This is a genomic window from Streptomyces lacaronensis (assembly GCF_047337785.1).
Taxonomy (GTDB): domain Bacteria; phylum Actinomycetota; class Actinomycetes; order Streptomycetales; family Streptomycetaceae; genus Streptomyces; species Streptomyces lycopersici.
The window spans coordinates 138050-157892 of sequence record NZ_JBLHDK010000003.1; the positions used below are offsets into that span (position 1 = coordinate 138050).

At 69.0% G+C, this 19843-nt stretch carries 23 protein-coding genes and 1 pseudogene; 18 read left to right on the forward strand and 6 right to left on the reverse strand.

Annotated features, from left to right (window positions below; genetic code table 11):
- The first annotated feature begins 136 nt into the window (after positions 1 to 136).
- The 3 genes from ACMTAK_RS01585 to ACMTAK_RS01595 all read left to right on the forward strand — a co-directional run bounded on the left by ACMTAK_RS01585 (position 137) and on the right by ACMTAK_RS01595 (position 3301).
- Positions 137 to 1174 (forward strand): methyltransferase domain-containing protein, encoded by a 1038-nt coding sequence (locus ACMTAK_RS01585; RefSeq protein WP_413804461.1) that lies wholly within the window; start codon positions 137 to 139, stop codon positions 1172 to 1174.
- A 545-nt stretch (positions 1175 to 1719) separates the two neighbouring features.
- The gene (locus ACMTAK_RS01590; protein ID WP_413804462.1) at positions 1720 to 2718 is read left to right on the forward strand and encodes an AraC-like ligand-binding domain-containing protein; all 999 of its coding nucleotides are present in this window, start codon (positions 1720 to 1722) and stop codon (positions 2716 to 2718) included.
- A gap of 157 nt (positions 2719 to 2875) precedes the next feature.
- Positions 2876 to 3301, forward strand: a complete 426-nt coding sequence (locus ACMTAK_RS01595; RefSeq protein ID WP_146055612.1) for a hypothetical protein — start codon at positions 2876 to 2878, stop codon at positions 3299 to 3301.
- 386 nt (positions 3302 to 3687) lie between these two features.
- Here the strand turns inward: ACMTAK_RS01595 and ACMTAK_RS01600 are convergent, their stop codons facing one another.
- Positions 3688 to 3849, reverse strand: coding sequence for a hypothetical protein (locus ACMTAK_RS01600; RefSeq protein WP_413813262.1), 162 nt, complete (start codon positions 3847 to 3849; stop codon positions 3688 to 3690).
- Positions 3850 to 3917: 68 nt separating this feature from the next.
- On the opposite strand from ACMTAK_RS01600, the pseudogene ACMTAK_RS01605 reads away from it, so the two are divergent.
- Positions 3918 to 4112, forward strand: a pseudogene (locus tag ACMTAK_RS01605) (site-specific integrase); the annotation flags it as partial.
- Positions 4113 to 4598: 486 nt separating this feature from the next.
- Here ACMTAK_RS01605 and ACMTAK_RS01610 read toward each other — a convergent pair.
- A complete protein-coding gene (locus tag ACMTAK_RS01610) occupies positions 4599 to 5291 on the reverse strand; it encodes a tyrosine-type recombinase/integrase (RefSeq protein WP_413804463.1) in 693 nt (230 codons plus the stop codon).
- Positions 5252 to 6298, reverse strand: coding sequence for a hypothetical protein (locus ACMTAK_RS01615; protein ID WP_413804464.1), 1047 nt, complete (start codon positions 6296 to 6298; stop codon positions 5252 to 5254). Before ACMTAK_RS01615 ends, ACMTAK_RS01610 begins: the two co-directional genes overlap by 40 nt.
- Positions 6299 to 6476: 178 nt before the next feature.
- Between ACMTAK_RS01615 and ACMTAK_RS01620 the strand changes: the two genes are divergently transcribed.
- The 7 genes from ACMTAK_RS01620 (at position 6477) to ACMTAK_RS01650 (ending at position 11887) form a co-directional block, all read left to right on the forward strand.
- Positions 6477 to 6596 (forward strand): helix-turn-helix domain-containing protein, encoded by a 120-nt coding sequence (locus tag ACMTAK_RS01620; RefSeq protein WP_413812767.1) that lies wholly within the window; start codon positions 6477 to 6479, stop codon positions 6594 to 6596.
- 415 nt (positions 6597 to 7011) lie between these two features.
- Positions 7012 to 7266, forward strand: a complete 255-nt coding sequence (locus ACMTAK_RS01625; RefSeq protein WP_413804465.1) for a hypothetical protein — start codon at positions 7012 to 7014, stop codon at positions 7264 to 7266.
- Between the two features lie 102 nt (positions 7267 to 7368).
- Complete coding sequence (locus ACMTAK_RS01630) at positions 7369 to 7509, forward strand: hypothetical protein (RefSeq protein WP_413804466.1); 141 nt, start codon at positions 7369 to 7371, stop codon at positions 7507 to 7509.
- A gap of 48 nt (positions 7510 to 7557) precedes the next feature.
- The gene (locus ACMTAK_RS01635) at positions 7558 to 8019 is read left to right on the forward strand and encodes a MarR family winged helix-turn-helix transcriptional regulator (RefSeq protein WP_413804467.1); all 462 of its coding nucleotides are present in this window, start codon (positions 7558 to 7560) and stop codon (positions 8017 to 8019) included.
- Positions 8016 to 10760, forward strand: coding sequence for an FUSC family protein (locus ACMTAK_RS01640; protein ID WP_413804468.1), 2745 nt, complete (start codon positions 8016 to 8018; stop codon positions 10758 to 10760). Before ACMTAK_RS01635 ends, ACMTAK_RS01640 begins: the two co-directional genes overlap by 4 nt.
- Before the next feature lie 379 nt (positions 10761 to 11139).
- Complete coding sequence (locus ACMTAK_RS01645; protein ID WP_413804469.1) at positions 11140 to 11586, forward strand: NAD(P)/FAD-dependent oxidoreductase; 447 nt, start codon at positions 11140 to 11142, stop codon at positions 11584 to 11586.
- Positions 11570 to 11887, forward strand: coding sequence for a hypothetical protein (locus ACMTAK_RS01650; RefSeq protein WP_413804470.1), 318 nt, complete (start codon positions 11570 to 11572; stop codon positions 11885 to 11887). Before ACMTAK_RS01645 ends, ACMTAK_RS01650 begins: the two co-directional genes overlap by 17 nt.
- Positions 11888 to 12250: 363 nt before the next feature.
- On the opposite strand, the gene ACMTAK_RS01655 is transcribed toward ACMTAK_RS01650, so the two are convergent.
- Positions 12251 to 12391 (reverse strand): hypothetical protein, encoded by a 141-nt coding sequence (locus tag ACMTAK_RS01655; RefSeq protein WP_413804471.1) that lies wholly within the window; start codon positions 12389 to 12391, stop codon positions 12251 to 12253.
- 210 nt (positions 12392 to 12601) lie between these two features.
- On the opposite strand from ACMTAK_RS01655, the gene ACMTAK_RS01660 reads away from it, so the two are divergent.
- Complete coding sequence (locus tag ACMTAK_RS01660) at positions 12602 to 13348, forward strand: class I SAM-dependent methyltransferase (RefSeq protein WP_413804472.1); 747 nt, start codon at positions 12602 to 12604, stop codon at positions 13346 to 13348.
- 146 nt (positions 13349 to 13494) lie between these two features.
- Here ACMTAK_RS01660 and ACMTAK_RS01665 read toward each other — a convergent pair whose 3' ends face one another.
- Complete coding sequence (locus ACMTAK_RS01665) at positions 13495 to 13983, reverse strand: hypothetical protein (protein WP_413804473.1); 489 nt, start codon at positions 13981 to 13983, stop codon at positions 13495 to 13497.
- A 128-nt stretch (positions 13984 to 14111) separates the two neighbouring features.
- Between ACMTAK_RS01665 and ACMTAK_RS01670 the strand changes: the two genes are divergently transcribed.
- Together ACMTAK_RS01670 and ACMTAK_RS01675 are read left to right on the forward strand one after the other, a co-directional pair.
- Positions 14112 to 14384, forward strand: coding sequence for an SbtR family transcriptional regulator (locus tag ACMTAK_RS01670; protein ID WP_413804474.1), 273 nt, complete (start codon positions 14112 to 14114; stop codon positions 14382 to 14384).
- A 323-nt stretch (positions 14385 to 14707) separates the two neighbouring features.
- Positions 14708 to 15790 (forward strand): PLP-dependent cysteine synthase family protein, encoded by a 1083-nt coding sequence (locus ACMTAK_RS01675; RefSeq protein ID WP_413804475.1) that lies wholly within the window; start codon positions 14708 to 14710, stop codon positions 15788 to 15790.
- Between the two features lie 150 nt (positions 15791 to 15940).
- Here the strand turns inward: ACMTAK_RS01675 and ACMTAK_RS01680 are convergent, their stop codons facing one another.
- The gene (locus ACMTAK_RS01680) at positions 15941 to 16549 is read right to left on the reverse strand and encodes a TetR family transcriptional regulator (RefSeq protein WP_413804476.1); all 609 of its coding nucleotides are present in this window, start codon (positions 16547 to 16549) and stop codon (positions 15941 to 15943) included.
- 107 nt (positions 16550 to 16656) lie between these two features.
- On the opposite strand from ACMTAK_RS01680, the gene ACMTAK_RS01685 reads away from it, so the two are divergent.
- The 4 genes from ACMTAK_RS01685 (at position 16657) to ACMTAK_RS01700 (ending at position 19798) form a co-directional block, all read left to right on the forward strand.
- Complete coding sequence (locus ACMTAK_RS01685) at positions 16657 to 17664, forward strand: alcohol dehydrogenase catalytic domain-containing protein (RefSeq protein WP_413804477.1); 1008 nt, start codon at positions 16657 to 16659, stop codon at positions 17662 to 17664.
- A gap of 20 nt (positions 17665 to 17684) precedes the next feature.
- Complete coding sequence (locus ACMTAK_RS01690) at positions 17685 to 18287, forward strand: NADPH-dependent F420 reductase (protein WP_413804478.1); 603 nt, start codon at positions 17685 to 17687, stop codon at positions 18285 to 18287.
- Positions 18288 to 18350: 63 nt separating this feature from the next.
- The gene (locus tag ACMTAK_RS01695) at positions 18351 to 19436 is read left to right on the forward strand and encodes an alkene reductase (RefSeq protein ID WP_413804479.1); all 1086 of its coding nucleotides are present in this window, start codon (positions 18351 to 18353) and stop codon (positions 19434 to 19436) included.
- Between the two features lie 35 nt (positions 19437 to 19471).
- Positions 19472 to 19798, forward strand: coding sequence for a hypothetical protein (locus ACMTAK_RS01700; RefSeq protein WP_413804480.1), 327 nt, complete (start codon positions 19472 to 19474; stop codon positions 19796 to 19798).
- Positions 19799 to 19843 lie beyond the last annotated feature (45 nt).

Here is a 19843-nt window from a genome sequence, read left to right on the forward strand (position 1 = left end):
GGTCTCCAGGGCAGGAACGAGAGTTCTTGGCGCGCTGCAGGGCCGACTTGTCACACGAGATACTACGCGGCGCGTACTACGCGCTGTGTAGCATCAGGGGAACGCATCCCGGAGACCGTCCACAACTGGAGAAGCCATGCGCACCAACGACGCCCAGATGCTTGTCCTGTGCGCACTGACCGACGGGCCGCTGCACGGGTACGCCATCAACGCGGCCATCGAACAGGTCTGCGGTCATCGCCTCGGGCCCGGAAGCCTCTACGGAGCCCTGGCCCGTCTGGAGGCGAAGCAACTGGTGAAGCCCTTGGAAGGCAAGGGTCGTCAACGCCCGGTCTACCTCACGTCGGCGGGGCGGGAGTTGCTTGAGCGAGAGGCGCATTCCATGGCCCGCCTGTCCGGGCGCGTATTCGAGAGCGCCGTTCCTGACGAGATCAGCTTCCTCGACCGACTGGCCGCGACGGACACAGCGCGTTCCTACAAGAGCGTCATGCTCGACGCACTGGATGCGCAGCCAGGCGAGACCGCACTCGATCTGGGCTGCGGACCGGGCACAGATCTCAGCACCCTCGCCAAGGCGGTCAGCCCGTCCGGCAGGGTGATCGGCATCGACTCCAGCCAGGAGATGGTCACCCAAGCACGCAGGCGTACAGAAGATCTGCCCGCGGTCGAGGTACAGCTGGGCGACATTCACACGCTCCCGATCGAGGACGGCAGCATCGACCGTGCCCGGACCGATCGCGTGCTTCAGCACGCGGTGGACCCGGCCCGGGCACTTACAGAGGCCCGGCGTGTACTGCGCCCAGGCGGCAGACTCGTCATGGGCGAACCCGACTGGGATTCGCTGACCATCGACTACCCCGACATCGAAGTCGCGCGTGCTTACACCCGACACGTGACGGACAAGGTCGTGCGCAACGGAGTCATCGGCCGTCAACTGGCCCGGCTTGCACTGGACGCGGGACTCGCGGTGCCGACCGTCGTCCCGATCACCTCGGTATTCCGTGACGTTCAGGCCGCAGACCAGATCCTCGGCCTTCAGCGCAACACCGAGCGCGCCGTGGCCGCGGGCTACCTGCCCACCCTGGCGTCACAGAGGTGGCTCGACCATCTCGCCACGGGGCCTTTCTTCGCCGCAGTAACGCTGTACGTCGTCGTCGCGGAAGCCACCTCGTAGTCGTGAATGCTGGCCACCTCTGCTGCGGACTGGTCACGGGTGCCGTCTGTGCTGGTCAACGAGCCGATCCGGAGGAAGGCCCGGTGTGACCTTCCCCGGGCCAACCGCAGGCGCTCACTCGTCGTCGGCAGCGTGCTTGTCGCGCAGTGGCCGCATCCCACCAGGCAGGTCGGGGAGCTGGAAGCTGTACCGGCCGACGATGGCTGGGAGGTCGACCCGGCCACCGTCACCCCGTACATCACAGCAAGACCCGCCGCTTCAGTACCTGTCACCTCGACATGGAGCCGCCCAAGAACGAAGCGGCAGGGCGGCCGCGGATGGCCGTCTGACGTCTTCGAGCCGGAGGGCCGGTTTCCCCAGCCGGAGGCGCCATCCGACCGCCGGGCGTGCGAGCCCGCGATCCGGCCATCCGCGGCGCAGGCCACCGCCCCCCGTGTGGTCCCCACCCCGCCAGGGAAGTCAACATGTACGCGTCTGCACCAGGTGTGCTCGTGCACATTGCCAGCGACGCGAAGCATGTTGATCAAGGACTCACGGGGAGAAGAATGCTGATCGAAAGGGTATTCCGCAGCGAGGACTTGCCCACGGCGGACCGGTTCGACTGCTGGCGCGAACTGGTTGGCCAGACGCATGCTCCGCTGGAGCTGCGCAGTGACCACTGGGCGGATTTTCGAGCTTCCCAGCGCGTACTGGACCTCGGTGCCGTATCGGTGTGGCCGACAACCTTCCAGCCAGTGTGCTTTCGGCGGACGCCGAAACTGATCCGGCAATCCGATCCTGATGGGCTGCACATCTCTCTGCCTCTGAGCGGTGCGCTGCGCGCCGTCCGGGGCGAGGAAGAGGCCGTGCACGGTCCGGACAGCCTGTGCGTCGTCGACACCTCACGGCCCGTCGACATCCACGGGGGTGACGACGCCAGCCTGCACACGGGAGTTGGGCTGGAAGTACCCAAAGCACTGCTGCCCCTGCCCCGGAACCATGTAGACCAGGCGGCCCGGCTGCGGCTGTCAGCGCGCGACGGGTTTGGCTCCCTGCTGGCACAACTGCTCACCCAGTTAGCAAAAGGCACGGATTCATATCAGCCGACCGATGGGCCCCGGCTCGGGACCGTCGTGGTCGACTTGTTGTCCGCACTGATCGCCCATGCCCTGGACTCGGGCAACTCGCTCCCACCGGAAACCCGTAGGCAGGCGCTCGTCATCCGCATCCGTGCCTTCGTCCAACAGCACCTGCACGACCCGCACCTGACCCCGCGCACCATCGCCGCCGCACACCACATCTCCACCAGCTACCTGCACCGCCTCTTCCAACACGAAGAGGAGACGATCGCAGCCTGGATACGCCACCAGCGCCTGGACCACGCCCGCCGCGACCTCGCAGACCCAGTTCTGTGCGCCACCCCCATCCACGCCATCGCCGCCCGCTGGGGCTTCCCACGCACCGCCGACTTCACCCGCGCCTTCCGGCGTGCTTACGGCGCTTCTCCCAGCGACTACCGGCACCAGACGGGGCGCCTCCGGGGCCGTGAGTGGACTGGCTGCTAAAAACTGGCGACTGTTTGCTAACGACGCTGCTGTACTCCCTCGCCATTCTGGTGATGCGTTGCCTGATCCTGCTGCCCCTCCTGGTCAGGAGAGGAAGAAGGCATGCGCATCATCAGGCGACTCTCCGCCGTGATCGCGGCGGCAGAATAGGGGGATCATGAAGAAGCGAACGTACCTCACTCTCGGGTCCGTCGGCGCAGTGAGCTTGCTGTTAGTGTCCTCAACTTCGGCATACGCCAACTGGAGTAGCCACATCGAAGGCGGGCGGCCGGGGTTCGCATCGCGAGTGTGGGCGGACAAGTCCTACACGGAAGTCACGTTTAAGGGCTGCCGCCCTACAGAGCCGGCCAGCAACTTTGACAAGAGCGTGGACATTCAGCTTTACACCGCTGGTTTTGGTGACAAAGTGGGGCCCCTGAAGCACTTCACCAAATGCTTCGAGCTGTCAACAAGTACTGCAACCTGGACAGGACTGCCGAAGGGCCTCTACTACTTCAAGATCGTAAAGATCGGTGGCGAGAGCCACGAACTCAAGAAGATCGACGTCGATCAAGTTCGTGTAGACACAACCCTAGCGGACTGACGCTGCGGAGACTGTCTCTGCCGACCCTCGCGGACAATCGGGTAGGCGGGGCGGGTTGCCCGACCCGCCTACCACACCACCTGACATGCGGGCCTCGCATCCGGCGGTTCATCCAGGTGATCTCAACCCCGGAAGTGCGATTACCACCCTTGTTAGCCTCGGCCTTTCGTGACGGTCCGTCGGATTCTCTGGCGGGCCGTTTCGGTCGTGCGGGCTGGTCAAGGGCAGGTCTGCGGCCCGGCTGTCGCGTTGGGTGAGCGCTGGGTTCCACGGCTCCGGTCGGGGATGGTGCTGCTCGTAGGGACGGAAAGCTGCTGGTCAGCCAGGGTTCGGCCGGGTCGCGAGCCGTTGCAGGGCTTCGGTGATCACGTCCGTCCAGGACCCGGTCAATCCTCGTCGGCGGCGGCCGGGTCGCGCAGCGGACGCAGATCGCCGAACAGTTCGGGAAGCTGGAAGGAATACCGGCCGAGCATCTCCTTATCTGGACACCTTCGAGTGACGTCCAAACCGGCGCCGTGGCGATCGAGATGCAGGGTTCGTTGGGCCATCCGAGTGCAGGCTCGGGGAGGCCGGTGTGCGGGTGGTCAAGGAACGCGATGGCGGTGTCGTTCGGCGAGTGCGGTTGGTCGACGGCGACGGTGAGTTGGTCGCAGCGGCCTGCCGGTTCCTGGATCATCTGGTCGATCGGGGTTTCTCGCCGCACACGATCTGTGCGTACGCGTACGACCTGCGGCGCCTGTTCACCTTCCTCGCTGCTGAGGGCATGGACTGGCGTGAGTTCCGGGGCCCGGATGCCTTGCGGCTGCTGGCGTTCCTGCGGCGGGCACCGTCGCGGCGGCCAGCCCAGCGACTGGGCCTGACGGTGGTGGTCGGCGGCCCGGAAGCGCCGGGCAGTCTGCTCGCTCCGGCGACGGTGAACCGGATCTTGGCGGCCGTGGCCAGCTTCTACGACTGGGCGGTGGTCGCCGAGGAGTACGACGGCGACTCCCCGATGCAAAAGCGCCTTGACCCGGCACTTGCCCGGGTGCCGGACCGGCATCAGCCGTTCATGGGCCGCGCGAGCCGTCAGCAGCCGATGCGCCGCACGGTGACGGTCAAGCAGCCGCGGCGACTGCCGCGTCCGGTGGACGAGGCGGTGCTGGAGCAGTTCATCGGCAGTCTGAAGCGGCTGCGGGATCTGGCGGTGTTCCTGCTGATGCTGGACGGCGGGCTGCGGCCGGGCGAAGTGCTGTCGCTGCACCTGGACGACAAGGCAGCGGCCGAGTTCGAGTTCGTTCTTGAAGAAGTTGGTCTTGAGTCAGTCGACCGAGGCATCCGGCAGGGTGCCGCTGCGCAGTTCGTCGGCGGCTGGACCGGCGAGGGTGGCGCCGGGGCCGAGCACGGCCTGGTAGTCCCGCAGTACTTCCTGGTCGCTGATCTGCGCGTAGACGAGCGCCATGTTCACGGAGGTGTGCCCGAGGATCTTCATGATGGTGTGGAGCTTCGCGCCGCGTTCGGCGAGTTGGGTGCCGATGGTATGGCGGAACCGGTGGGCCGAGACGGTGCCGCGACCGGTGCCGCCGCGTCCGCCGGGCCGGACCAGGCCCACGGCCTTGCAGGCGTCCTGGATCGGGGTCTCGAACAGGTAGTAGGTCGACAGCAGCTTGCCGTGGCTCATGAACAGGTAGCGGATCTCCTCACCGGTCCGCTCGTCGGTGAACGGCCGCTCCGGCGCGTTCCTGCGCAGGTCGATGACCTTCTGCAGAGCCTCGGCGGCGTCCTCGTGGAGGGGGACGACGCGTTCCTTGTAGGTCTTGCGGCCGGACAGGCGAAGCCGCGCGGTGCCGTCGGGGTAGCGGTCCAGGCAGTCCAGCGGCAGGCGCTGGATCTCGGTGCGGCGGGCTCCGGACCAGCGGGCCACCAGCAGGGCCGCGCGCTGGAACGGGCAGGCGATCGCGTCGATGGCGGGCATCAGCCGGTCGAGTTCCTGGTCGGGGATGAACCGCGGCACCTTCTGGGGGTACTTGGGCGCGTCACCGGCGCCGATGAGGGTGCATCCGGGGACATCGGTGTACTGCCAGAGCGCGGTGTCCCGGAAGAACTGCGACAGCCCGGAGATCCGCTGGATCCGCGACATGACACCCAGCGGTGTGCCTGTCCTCTCGGTCGGTGCCTCGGCGATATGGCCAATCCAGCCGAGGCAGTGGTCGCGCGTGACGTCGGCGAAGGTGGTGATGTCGGGTGGTGCTCGGCGAGCCACTGGCCGAACACGCGGATCGCGAGCTCCAGCTTGTCCGCCGTTGAGGGGGCATCGGTCAGCCTGCGGGCCGCCAGCCACTTCTCCGCGACGGCCAGCATCCGCGGCGGCAGCGCCAGCGGCGGCCTCCATGACGGCATCAGCTTGCGGGGCTGTGCGGCGGCCTGGCCGCGGTGGAAGAGCACCACCTTCAGTTGGTGCAGGTGGGTGATCCAGCACTTCGCCGGGCCTTCGTAGAATTGCCGGGCCGAGGGGTAGAAGGACGCGAACTCGGGGTCCTCGGGGAACAACCGGATCGCTTCCAGTACCTCGGCCATCTGCTCGCCGGTGATGTCGGCGACGTCGGCCAGGCCATTGCGGAGCACGATCCGGGCCACCGACCAGTGCATCGCCTGGTTCGCCGCCGGGCGGCTGTAGCCGAGTGCGGCCGCCTCCTCGACCAGCGTCGTGGTGCCCAGATCGATCCCGGCGAGCGCGGCTTGGTCATGGACGCGCAACTGACCGACCGCGAATATCCACCGGTTGTCGAATGTCGCATATCCGCGCAGGCCCAGGTAGGTCAGGTAGGGCCGGGCCTTGTGCGAGGCGGCGAACGACGGGCGGTGGTAGGACTCCCCGGGCAGCCGGCCCACCCGCTCGACCAGCGGCTCACCGAACCATGCGGCCAGGTCCGGCCGTCGCTCGCGGAACGCTCGGTGATAGCGCAGTTTGGCGTTGAGGTAGTGGTGATTGAAGCCGTCCTGGCCGCGGAGGAACGTCACGTACTCACGGTCGGGACAGTGCCGGGGACGTCGGCGTCGCACCGGATCCGGGTCGGCTACCCACGCTGCGGTCGAGGCCGGGCCGCCCCTCATGAGGTGCCTTCCCGTGGCTTGATACGCAGGGAGAGAGAGCGAGGGAGCAGGCCAGTGGAAACGCGAACGCCCGGCTGGCCACAGACTGAAGCGCCGTTATGACGCGGGCGTCTCCAACCGGGAGCTTGCCGAACTGACCGGGCGCTCGTACGGCTACTTCCAGCCCTGGCCGACGAACTGGAACCTGCCTGGGACTGGTGGCTGACCGAGGGACAGCCGACCCTGTATGACTTCGGCATGACCGTGGAACTCGAGCGCCAGTACGTATGGTGCCGGGATCCGGCAACGGGGTCGCGCTGGCCGCTCAGTGCCTACGGCCGCGCTGCTGTGTAGCGGCCCATTGCCCGGTCTCCCGGCTGGCGTCATCCGAGGACCTCTTGGTCGGCTGGGCTCCACGTCGATTCCGCGGCGGGGCGGGCGGGAGCCAGCCGAGTCCGTTGCTCAGCGGCCGGCCCGCTCGTACGGGCCTGACTCCCTGCCTGCCCCGTCTTCGACACTCCACCAGGGATCACTGGCGCCCGCACCGATCACATCCGGGGCCGGGACCGGCGCCCGGTGAGCGCGATATCGTCGACGGCCTGATGTCTGCTCGTATCCCTGGCCTGGCAGGAGCGCCCCGCGTGCCCGGGGACCCCACCGTTCACAGCGAACTCGCCGCTCTGACGCGGCATTTCGAAGAGGTCGACCAGAAGACCGACCGCGAGTTCGGGATCATCAAGAGCGACCTGACCGCGGTGCGTCTCCAGGTCGGGAACCTCGATCAGAAGGTGGACCGGCTGGAGAGCCGCCTCGAGGAGCTCGGACAGAAGATAGACCGGAACCAGACCCAGATCGTGCAGCTGCGGCTGGCCGGCCAGGACCCGAACACCGGCTGAACGCGTTCCTCGACAGGACAGGGGACCATCGAAACCGGCCGACGCCCCTGGCGCGCTCACCGGGCTGGCACTGCCCCTGGCCGGGGAGGTGCAGGGCGGGGGATGCGGCAGGCACTGGCTTTCCGGTGCGGGGCTCGGGAGTGGTCGCCGGACGTCGCCGCGTGGACGGCGGAGGTCTTCGCCGACGCGCCGCGCGCCACGGGGACGGCCGAGCCGGTGCTGATCACCGTCTCGGCCCCGTGAGGGGACCCGCGTCTCCGGGCTTCCATATGCCAGTTATATAATTGGGCGATGCATCCATCGTCGTCCATGCCCGACGAGCGGCGCATCGAGCAGGCCGCCAGAGGTCTGCTCGGCGGTATCGGCAGGCTGTCCCGGACCCTTTTCCAGGTGGGTGACTTCGGGCTGCCGCGCAGCTCCGCCACCGCCCTGGACGTCCTGGAGGGCGGGCCGCACCGCGTCACCGAGCTCACCGCCCACACAGGGCTCACCCAGCCGCGGGTCAGTGTCGGCCTGCGGGAGCTGGAGGAGCGCGGGCTGGTCGAGCGGAAGCGCTGCGCCAAGGACCGGCGGGCCACCGAGGCGCACATCACGCCGCTGGGCCGGGAGCTGCTGGAGCGGGCGCGGCAGCGGATGGCCGCCGCGCTGCTCGCTGCGCTCCGGGAGAACGCCGATGACGCCGAACACACCGTGACGGTCGCCCGCGATGCCGTCCGCACCCTTGTGAACGCATGCGAACCGGAGGTCACTTGACCATCACCGCCGAGGACACCACCGCCGCCACCCCGAACACCTCCACCGGGTACGCACCCCATCGCGTCGGCGGGCCGAGACGCTGGTGGGACTGGGTGCTCGCGGCCGACCCCGGACTCGGCCAACTGCAGGCGGGCTGGCGTGCCCTGGTGTGCATGACCACCGCCCTCGCGGTGGGCTACTGGATGGCGCACGCCCTGGACATTCCGGCCATGCTGGGCATGATGGTCGGCGGCATGATGGGGATGATGAGCTCGTTCGTCATCGCCGAGAACACTCCGCTGCGGCTGGCACGGGCGAGCCTGTGGATGGCGTTCCCGTACTCCGCCGCCCTGCCGGCCGCGGCCTGGCTCTCCTCACACCGGGTGCTCGAACTGTGCGTACTGGTCGTGGTCCTGGCGTTCGCGTTCTTCCTGGTCCGCTTCGGGTCCCTCGGGCTGCTCACCGGCATGATGATGTTCAACGCCTTCGTGGTCGGCGCGATCGTGCACATCCCGCTGGGCGAGTGCGACAAGCTGTTCGCCGTCGCCGTCGTGACCTCGGTGGCCGTGCTCGCCGCCCGGCTGCTGCTGTGCTACCCCATGCCGCGCGAGGACCTGCTGCGGACCCAGCGGGCCTTCCTCGTCGAGGCGCGCCGGGTCGCGGACGCCGCCGCGACCGCCCTCGACCCGGACGCCGACCAGGCCACCGCGGTCAAGAAGATGGGCCGCGCGCTGCGCAGGCTGAACGTCACGACGGTCATCATCGACGGATGTCTCGCCCGGCCCGAGGTCGCCGCGGACCCGGAGGCAGCCGAACTTCTCCACCAGCACCTCTTCGACGCCGAACTCGCCCTCCAGGGCATCGGCCAGTCGGTCCAGCAGATGACCTCCCGTAACGTTCCCGTCCGGCTGCGCGAGGCAATGGTCATCGGACTGGTCATCGCCCGCGACACGCATCTGGGCGGCGCCGACGCGCTGCGGCCGGCCGCCGAGCTGATCCGGCAGCAGGCCGCCGCCGCGCCGCAGGGGGCGAGTGCCGAGGAGGCCGAGGTGCGCGCCCTGGCCCGGCGCACCGCCGACCTGCTGGACGCGCTCGCCGACGCCCTCGCCCGCTGGCTCGACCTGGGCCGCGACGCGTCCGCCGTACGGGCCAAGGTGCCGTTCCAGCCCACCGTGGCGCTGGAGCGCAACCGCCCGAGCGGGGCCGGTCCCGCCGCGCAGCGGGTGTCGGCCGCCCAGGCGGACCGGGGATGGCGGCGCGCCGTCCCCTATCTGCGCGCGCCGCTGCAGGCCGGGATCGCCGCCGCCATCGTCTGCCCGATCGCGGACGCCCTGGACGGCCGGCGCTTCTACTGGGGCCTCATCGGCGTGATGATCACCCTGTTCGGTACCAATACCACCCATGAGCGGCTGCGCAAGCTCGGGCACCGCGTGGTGGGCACGGTCGCCGGCGCGGTGATCGGGCTCGTCCTGCTCCACCTCATCGGCCCCGGCCACATCCACTGGACCCTGTTGGTCATCGTGGTCGGGCTCACCCTCGGCTCGTGGGGCATGCAGCGCCAGTACGCCTACTGGGTCACCGGCCTCGTCGCCGCACTCGTCCAGCTCTACGGTCTGACCGCCCCCTCCGGCGACATGGAATGGCTGCTCACGGAACGCCTGCTGGACAACGCGCTGGGCATCGTGGTGGCCACGGCCTGTGCGGCGGTCATCTTCCCGGTGTCGACCCGGAAGGTCGCGCGCGAGACCCAGCGGGGCTACCTCGCCGCGCTCGAGCACCTGATCGTCCAGGTCGCGGAGCGCTGGAAGGACCCCGAGGCCCCGGTCCGGCTCCGGGGCGCCACGCGCGGCGTGGACGCCGCACTGCTCCAGGTGCAGAACGTGGTCCGGCCCCTGGTACGCATGCCGCTGGGAGTCGGCGGCCGCTCCGGCGAGAACAAGCTCGCGCTGCTCGGCACGGCCACCCGGCACGCCCACGCGCTGGCCGTGGCCGCGGACATCGACATCGACCTCGCCCCGCCGCTGCGCGACCGCGTGGAACGCGTCACCGAAGTCTTCGCCACCTCCCTGCACGCCCTCGACCGGCAGGTGGAGACGGGCGAGCGGGGCGGCACCTGGGTCCGGGTCAGCCCGATGATCCGTGAACTGGAGTCCGTCCTGCGGGCTCTCGCGGGCCCCCGGGCGGACCGTCTGCACACCGCGCTGCGCGAACTGGCCGCTCTGGACGAGGTCCTCGCCACCCTCGCGGAACACCGCGGCCTCACCGCCACCACCCTTCCCGGCCCCTCGGCGGACGACCGCCCGGCCTCCCCGGCGCCCTCGGCCACGCGCGAGGACCGCCGTACGCACCAGGCCCTCAGGGCCTGGGCCGCCACCACCCGCCGCGACGCCGCGCCCCCGAAGGCCGTGACCCCGCAGGCCACAGCACCACGGACCGAGACCCCTCAGTCCACCGTGGCGGCGAGCCGGAAGAGCGCGGAGGCCACGTCCGCCGGAACGGCGACCGTGAGCGGCACCCTCCGCTGCCCGGTCCACCCCGACGGCTGCGAGGCGTGGATCACCGTGGTGACCGACCGTGGCAAGCGCCAGGCCCTGGTCAGGGCGGCCGGCGGCAGCTACCGGATCCCCGACCTCGCCCCCGGCGGCTACACGCTGATCGTGTCCAGTCCGGAGCACGCCCCTAGCGCGCGCTTCCTGGTGGTGGAGGACCGGCCCGGACGGGACCTGCGGCAGGACATCACGCTGGAGCCCGCCACCTGAACCCACCGCACCTCCCCCCGTTACCCAGCTCTCATGGCGGCCGTGCAGCAAAAGCGCGGGCTTCTCTCCGTCGAGGAGGGGTGACAGGAAGGGAGGAGCGTGTGGATCCGGCAATCGCTCAGCTACTGATGGCGCACGACTTCAACAGAGACTTGGTCAAGCGTTTCAAGGTCCGGCCCCACGGTGGCGGCCTGATCCCGTGGGGCCGGTTCTGCTACGGGCCGACCGCGGAGTCGTACGCCGAGCTGTACAAACGGTGCCGCCAGGGCGAGGTATTCACCTACCCCATCGCTGTCCTCGGCACTGTCCAGCGCGTCAACCACGATCGGGGGCGCCGCTGCCATGCGACTTCGACCCCGCCCGCTGCACGTCCGACGGCTTGGTCTTGGTGGGCGATGCGGCCCGGCTCGTCGATCCGCTGTCGGGCGAGGGGATCGACACCGCGTTGGAGTCCGGCGCGCTCGCCGCCGACTTGATCGAACGTTCGCTCGCCGTCGGCGCGTGCGACGTACCCGCCTACGGCGCGGAACTACAGCGACGGTTCGGTCGCCGGATCGACGCCGCGTGGTCACTGGTGGAGAACCACGAATTCGTGTGGGGTGTCGTGAACGGCATTGCGACCGTCGACCGCCCGCTCTACCGAGGGGCCCGCCGAGCGGTGCACACGTACGATTGTGACGAGCCCGAGCAATCGGAAGGACCGGCCACGCTGCGATCCTGGCTGGAGGAGCACAACCTGCTGAACGACGTGCGGGCGGCCCAGCGGGCCGTGCGGGAGGAGACGCAAGTCGAACTGCCCATGCTCGCAGGTGCGGAAGCAAGCTGATCGCGTCGTCGACCTGGCCGGGATGCCGGGCCAGGCCGATGATCAGGTCTGGTGTCGGGCGGTGGGTATGCAGGATCACGGGCAGGTCAGCGGCCGTGACCACGCCCTGGTCGGCGAGGTCGGCGACCTGCTTGTCGTCGGCCTGTTCCAGGACGCGCCGGCGCAGCGCCGGGTCGGCTGCGCGTTGCAGGAGGACGGGAAGCGCGGCCGCGAAAGCCTTCTTGCGCCACTCCTCGCCACGGTTGTCGACGCCGTAGAAGGCACGGGAGGTCGTGCACAGTGCCTCGATCACTACAGGTAGCGCTTCGTCTGGCAGTCCCTCCGTGGCGACGAGCTGCTGCCACAGCGGGTACGTCCGGGCGTTCACCATGTTCGACCCCTCCCCAAGGTGCGACACTGCGTGACCGTGCGGTCACCGGATAAGTCTGAAGGTGACGGTACGCTGCGGCGACCGCCCGCTGGCGCCGAACTCTGTAATAGGCGGTCAGGTGTGCAGCGCTACGCCATACGCAATCGCGCATGGGCCCCGATCCGTGGGGTGTGGGCGCGCGCCGCTGGAGAGGCTGGCACTGGGAGCTCCAGGGTTCTCGTCCGAGTGCTGTCGCCATGGCTGGCACCGGGCGCGAGGCCGCAGTGTTGGTTGTCGGGTGCCAGCCGGAGCCTTTCACGCGGCAGCGGGACCGGTCTCTTCGCCGGGGTCCGTGTCCTGCTCTGTGGAGGCCGGTGAGGTCCCGGTGGTCTCCGGCTCATCGCTGACCTCGACGCCGCTCTCGGCGGTGGCTTCGTTGATGTCTAGGGACAGCACTTGTGCATGGCTTCCGACGGCAGTTGGTGATCAACCCAGCCAGGAATGTTGACGCGAAATGACGGCGCTGCCGGTCGCTGCCCGCGCGCTGACGACTGTTCGCTGTGACGAGATGAGGGATCATCGACGGCGGGAAATCCGCTGTGCCAGCGCGGGTGTCGCTTGCCATAATCACCGCGCCGTGGCCCCTGGGCGGGAAGAGGAGCAGTCGTGCTGGACTCCAGTGCCGAGCAGCAGGAAATCTGGGATCGTATCGCCGCCCAGTACCACCCGAGCGACGTGGCGGACACCGAAGCGGTCGCAGGGACGCTCGACTTTCTGGCCGAGTTGGCAGGTGATGGTCCGGCCCTGGAGCTGGCGGTCGGCGCCGGACGCATTGCTGTGCCGCTGCTGCTCCGCGGCGTCGAAGTGGCCGGCGTGGACGTGTCTCCGGCGATGATCGAGGTCCTGCACGCCACGGTCCCCGCGACTGACCTGCCCGCTACCGTCGGGAGCATGGCCACGGCAGACGCCCCCGGACGGGACTACGCACTCGTCTACATCGTCTACAACGCGATCACGTGCCTGCTCCACCAGGACGAACAGATCGCCTGCTTCCACAATGCCGCCCGCCATCTGCGTCCCGGTGGCCACTTCGTTATCGAGGTCTGGGTCCCCCAGCTGCGGCAACTGCCCCCCGGCCAGGCCCTGGTGCCCGGCACCGTCACCGACAACTTGCTGATCTTCGACAGCTATGACCTGGTCACCCAGCGCGTGTTCTCCCACCACTACCAACTCAACAACGGCCAGGTGATCAGCGCGGGCGGCACGCCTCACCGTTACGTGTGGCCATCCGAGATGGACGTCATGGCCAAGATGGCTGGACTCGGCCTCGTCAACCGGTACGCCGACTGGGACCGATCGCCGTTTACCGGTGAGAGCCCCTCCAGCGTGTCCGTCTGGCGAAAGCCACACTGATCACCAGCGCACCTGTATGTTTCGAGCCGCTGCCCGGTGCGCCGGGCCCGGGGGAGCACGTCGAAGCACCTGCACTTGATCAGATTCCGTCAGCTCCCCCAGGCCCTTGATCTGGGCACACAGATCGGCGAGGGTCACAGTCTTCCCTAACCGGGCTGCGTGCTCCAGGACGTCCCGGGCGGCGTCAGCAAGGCCGGCCGCATCGATGCGCTGCTCAGAGCGGGGGGGGCCGCGGGAGGGATACGCGGCGATCGGCCAGGCATCGGCCGCTGAGGGGCACGCGGCACGGGCGCGGACTCCGTCGGAGCTGTCTGCCACGCCTCTACCTGGGCGCGCTGGTCGACGGTGAGCCAGGCGGAAGCCTGCTTCGCGGCCTGAGCAAGCTGGCGGCGCTGGCGGGGCGCGACAGTCCGAATCCCCCGGTCTTTCTGCTGCGCGAGATCGCCCAGCATCCGCTCGACCTTCTGCAGGGCCTTGCGCTCCTGAAAGGTCGGCTCACGCGGTGTCGGCAGCCCGACGGCTCGTTCCAGCTTCAACAGCGCGTCAGCAGCAGCCTTGATCAGGTCGTTCTCCTCGGCGGTGGCCCCACCGTGCGTCACCTCTTCCGCCCTGTTCAGCCAACGGCGGATCTCCATGCGGCTGCGCCCCTCGTTGACCGCCTGTTCGAGGGCCGCTATGACGGTCGCACGATCTGGCGACGGGATGCCGTGCGTCTCCTCGCTGGCGGCCTGTACGGTCGGCCGGGTCTGCGGCGGCGCGGGCAGTGCTCGAGCCGGCAGCGTGGCAAGACCTTGTCGCCCACAGCCAGAACCCCATCGAAGGCGCTCTCAGCCACCTGCTGGACGCCGGGAAAGCAGCCGGTTCTATCCGCACGGACGTGGACGCCCACGGGGTCCTTCTGCTCATCGCCTACCTCGGCCGACTGGACCGAGATGAATGGGAACCAACAGCACGGCCTCTTATGAACGTCATCCTCGAGGGCCTTCGCCGACAGGACGCGGACCGGCGAGGGCAGCAAACCCCGAAGACATCCTGAAGAGCAACCGCAGCATCACCAAATAGCAGAGGAGAGACGTCGACCCCGCCACCGAGCGGTGTCAGTTCTCATCGACATTTCACTGCTCGGTGATCGACAAGTGCTGCCCAAACTCATCGACAAGTGGTGGTCGCTCCCACCTACGAAGCCACGGGGCCGGTGACCGTTCTCACCGAAGCCAGCCGCCGTGTCATCTAGTCCAGTCGACCAAGCAGTATGGGCGAGCCGAAGCGCGGTAGCAGGCGCAGCGGCAGGTTCGTTGTCGACAATGACCGCTGAACATGGCCACCTGCCCGGTGCCGCGGCTCCAGTAGGGTCCGTTCATGACCACGGAACACCCCAACTCGTGGGCTGCCGACGCGATCCGGCGGGTACGGACAGGCGGCCTGCATCCGACACCGACGCCCCTGCGACTGCTTCCGCTACCCGCGGTCCGGGACGTCGAGATCTACGTCAAGGACGAGTCCGCGCATCCTACCGGCAGCATGAAGTATCGCCTGGTGCGGGCCATGTTCTGTGAGGCGATCGCCAGTGGCGCTATCAGGTCGGACACACCGGTGATCGCGGCTACGAGCGGAGCGGTTGCTGTCGCCGGGGCCCACTTCGCGAGGCTGCTGGGCCTGGTGTTCACCGCCGTCGTACCGGCGAAGACCTCTGCGGACGTCCTGGCCAGGATCGAAGGGGAGGGCGGACGGTGGCAGGTGGGTGAGCAGCCGCCCGCCGCGGTGCAGGAGGAGGCGAGGGCGTTGGCCGAGCAGCTCGGCGGCCACTTCCTGGACCACTTCAGCGACGCGGAGCGGGCGGTGGCCGGGTGTGGTGAGCCGACGATCGCCGACGAGATCTTCGATCAGATGAGCGGGGAACCGCACCCGATCCCGGAGTGGATCGTCACTGGTGCCGGAACCGGGGCGACCTCGGCAGCGATCGGACGCCACCTGCGGCGACACGGTCATCCGACGCGGCTGGCCGTGGTGGACCCGGAGAACTCCGCCTATTTCCCCGCGTGGGCGAGCGGGTGTGGCGACTACACCACGGGGATGCCCTCGCGGATACCGGGCATCGGCCGCCCACGCACCGAGCCCGGCTTCCTGCCGGCGGTGATCGACCTGATGATCCCGGTACCGGACGCGGCGTCCATCGCGGCCCTGCGGTGGCTTCGTACCGCTGCCGGGATCGAAGCCGGACCGGCGACCGGCACCAACTTCTGGGGAACGTGCCACCTCGTGGCACGGATGCGCCAAGCGGGGACGCGGGGCAGCGTCGTCACCATCATCGGCGACGCCGCTGATCCGTACCGGAACACCCACCTCAATTCGGAGTGGGTCCGTGCGCGGGGACTCGACCCCGCGCCGTACGAGGCCGACATCGAGCTGTTCGCCCGCACCGGGGACTGGCCGGTCGGGTAGCGACCCGCGTGGCAGCCGGGCGCGGATGCCCCTCAGGCCTCTGTCCCGGCTGGGTTGAATGAGACGGAGACTGACTTCGCTGAGAAGGGTCAGCCGGGCCGTCTATCGCGAACGCCTCAGCTCCACGTCCCGCAGCGGCCCTGAGTCGCATCAGTCGAGGGCGTGGCTGCGGCCGGTCTGCAGGATCTCGTCGGAGAGCTCGGGCTCGACGTGGCGTACGGCGCGGGCGAGCATCAGCGCGCCGACCATTTCGCTGAGCAGGCGGACGGCCCGGTGGCGGGCCTCGCCCGGGTCGAGCTCGTGCCCCTTCTCCTCGGCTTCACGCAGGAACTCGGCGGCGAAGCCGGTGAGGTAACCCTTGACGCCTTCGGCGTACGCGCTCTGCACAGCTTCGCTGTGCCGTCCGGCGTCGGTGACCAGGGAGGCGGAGGGGCAGCCGCCGTCCTGCGCGTCACGGTGCGCGGTGGACAGGTACCCGGCCAGGACCCGCTCCAGCGGAGAGCCGGCCTGGCCCGGACCGTCCTCGACCATCCGGGCCAGGACCCCGAGCGAGGCGGCGAAGGAGGCGCCGCACACCTCCACGGCCAGGTCGTTCTTGGAGGCGAAGTGGTTGTAGAAGCCGCCGTGGGTGAGCCCGGCCTCCTTCATCAACTCGGCGATGCCGACCGCATCGATGCCCTGCGAGCGAAACATGCGGCCCGCCGCTTCGAGGATGTTCTGCCGGTTGCGGGCCTTGTCCTCCTTGGTGATCCGCGGCATGGCCGTCCTCCCGCGTCGCTCTCGACTTGACCTTTTTGATGACGCCACTCATCATAGCAATCGTTTCAATGACGTACATCATCAATAATTCATGGAAGGGAAGCGTCATGCGTGCCATCGCCTACGACCAGCACGGAGAAGCCCGGCATGTATTACGCCTGTGCGAGCAGCCGGCCCCTGCTGCGCCCGCGGCCGGGCAGGTGCAGGTGCGGGTGCTGTCCCGGCCGATCCACCCCGGCGACCTGGCGGGAGTGCAGGGCTTTCCGGGTGCGCCGCAAGGGCGGTTCGCCACGCCACGCATTCCCGGCCTGGAGGGAATGGGCGTCGTCGAGACCGTCGGCGAGGGTGTGCAGGATCTGCGGCCCGGTCAGCGGGTCGCCTTCTTCCCGGTGCCAGGCGCGTGGAGCGAACTCCTCACGGCACCGACCGATCTGGTGGTGCCACTCCCCGAGGGCCTCAGCGACGAGACCGCGGCCCTGATGCTGGTCAACCCGCTCACCCTGCTCACTCTGCTGCGGGCGGTCGAGGACGCCCAGCGCGGCCAGGCCGGTCCGGTGGTGCAGACGGCCGCCGGTTCGTCGGTGGGAAAGCTGGTCAGCGCAGCAGCGCTCAAGCACGGCATCCCGCTGGTCAACCTGGTACGCAGTGCCACGGGGGCGCAGACCTTGCGGCAGCGCTTCCCTGGACTGCCGACCATCTCGACGGCCGACGCGGACTGGCGCACTCAGGTCCGGGACGCGACCGGCGGCCGGGGTGCCCAGGTCGTACTGGACGCGGTGGGCGGATCCCTGACCGGTGAGCTGGCCGGGCTGCTCGACGACGGCGGCACGCTGATCACCTACGGACAGCTCGGTTCAGGCAGCACGCCGCTGGAGTCGCTCGCGCTGACACCGCGGGCCCTGACCGTGCGGGGCGTGTCCATCGGCCAGTGGATGACCCGCAGGCCCGAGGAACGGGCCGGGGACGTCGCCTTCGCCGCCCGTCTGGCCGCGACCGCCCCGGAACTCTTCGAGGTCGCAGCCGGCTACGACCTCGCCGACTTCGCGAAGGCCATCGACCATGTCCGCCGCCCCGGCAAGAGCGGAACCGTCCTGCTCACCAGCTGCGCATCCTGAACCCCACGAAGGGCACTGCCATGAAGATCGGAACCCTCGGCTCCGGAACCGTCGCCCAGGCCATCGCCCGTCATGCCGTGGCCCACGGCCACCAGGTCGTACTGAGCAACAGCCGCGGCCCCGCCTCCCTGGCCGGGCTCGCCGACGAACTCGGACCGCTCGCCCACGCCGCAACCCCGGAGGAAGCCGCCGCGGCGGAACTCGTACTCCTCGCGGTCGGCTGGCCCCAGATCCCGGACGCGACAGCCGGCCTGCCGCACTTCGACGGACGCATCGTCATCGACGCCACCAACCAGTTCGCCTCCCCGCCCCCGCACACGAAGATCGCCGACCTGGGCGAGCTGACCGGCAGCGAATACGTCGCCTCACTGCTGCCCGGAGCCCGCGTCGTCAAGGCGTTCAACACCCTCTACGGCCAGTACATCGCCGCCGACCCGCGCCACCAGGCAGGACGCCAGGTGTTGTTCCTCGCCGGTGACGACGCCGACGCCAAGACGACCGTCAAGGACCTCACCGCTGCCTTCGGGTTCGCCCCCGTCGATCTCGGCTCCTTGCGCGAGGGCGGACGCCTCATGCAACTCGGCGGCCCACTCTCCGGCCTCCACGCCCTCAAACAGGACTGAGCCGGGCCCTCGCCCATTCCTCGCCCTCCTCCTCATCCGTCCCTCGAAACAAGGAAGTTACTCATGATCACTCAGCCCCTGCTGCAGCCCGTCCGCCTCGGCGCGCTGGAGCTCCCCAACCGCGTCATCATGGCCCCCATGACCCGCGCCCGCGCTCACAACGCCGAGCTGGTCCCCACCGACCTGCACGCCACCTACTACGCGCAGCGCGCCGGCGCCGGCCTGATCGTCACCGAGGGAACCTGGGTCAGCCCCGACGCGATCGGCTACATCAACGTCCCTGGCATCTACACCGACAAGCAGACCGCCGGCTGGGCGAAGGTCACCGAAGCGGTCCACGAGGCGGGCGGGCGGATCGTCTCGCAGCTCGGCCACGTCGGCGCGGCCTCCCACCCCGACCACCTCGGCGGCCGCCTGCCCGCCGGCCCCTCGGCCATCAACCCCGGCGAGCAGTCCTTCACCCCCTCCGGCCCCAAGGACACCGTCACTCCGCGCGCCTACACCGCCGCTGAGATCGCCGGCACCATCGCCGACTACCGCCATGCGGCCGAGAACGCCCGCCGCGCCGGTTTCGACGGCGTGGAAATCCACGCCCAGATCTCCCACTTGATACCGCAGTTCCTCAACCCCCGTCTCAACCAGCGCACCGACGCCTACGGAGGCAGCAGCGAGAAGCGGGCCCGTTTCCTCCTCGACATCCTCGACGCCATCGGTGACGTGTGGGGCGGCGACCGCGTTGGCGTGAAGATGTCCCCGGGCTGGACCAGCGGAACCGCGTTCACCGCGGACGAGGAGACACTCGCCGACTACGACCAGCTGCTCAAGAAGCTCAACGACAACGACCTGGCCTACCTGCACCTCCTGGGCACCCCCGGCACCATCGAGGAACGCATCGCCCTCTTCTCCCGCTACCGCTCCCACTACCAGGGCAACATCGTCGCCAACCTCGGCTTCACCCAGGCCCTCGGCAACGAGATCCTCGACCACGGCATCGTCGACGCGGTCTCCTTCGGCGCCCCCTTCATCGCCAACCCCGACCTGGTCGAGCGCTTCGCGCAGGGCCACCCACTGGCCGACGACGACCCGGACACCCACTACGCCGGTCACACCGAGGGCTACACCGACTACCCCGCCTTCACCGCCAACTGAGCACGAAGATCTCCGTGAGCAGCAACATCCGAGCAATGATCGCAAACGTCGAAGTAGAGAACCTCGAAGACGCGGTCCCTCTCTACCAGGACCTGGCCGGGGACGCGGAAGTCCGCCGATTCCCCTACCGCGAAATGGAGTTGGCACTGGTAGGACCCTTCCTGCTCTACTCCGGCCCGCTGGAGAAGTACGTCGCGCAGAACGCGACCGTCATGGCCGAATCCCTGACCCCCGTTCTCGACACCCTCGGCAAGGCCGGCGCCGAGATCCTCGAAGCACCCAACGAAGTACCCAACGGCACCAGGATCGCCGCCCGCCACCCGGACGGCTCTGTCTCCGAGTACATGCAGCCCTGCGCCTGAGCCCCGAGCGCCGCAGCACCACTCCACTGCTCGTGAGGCCAGCAT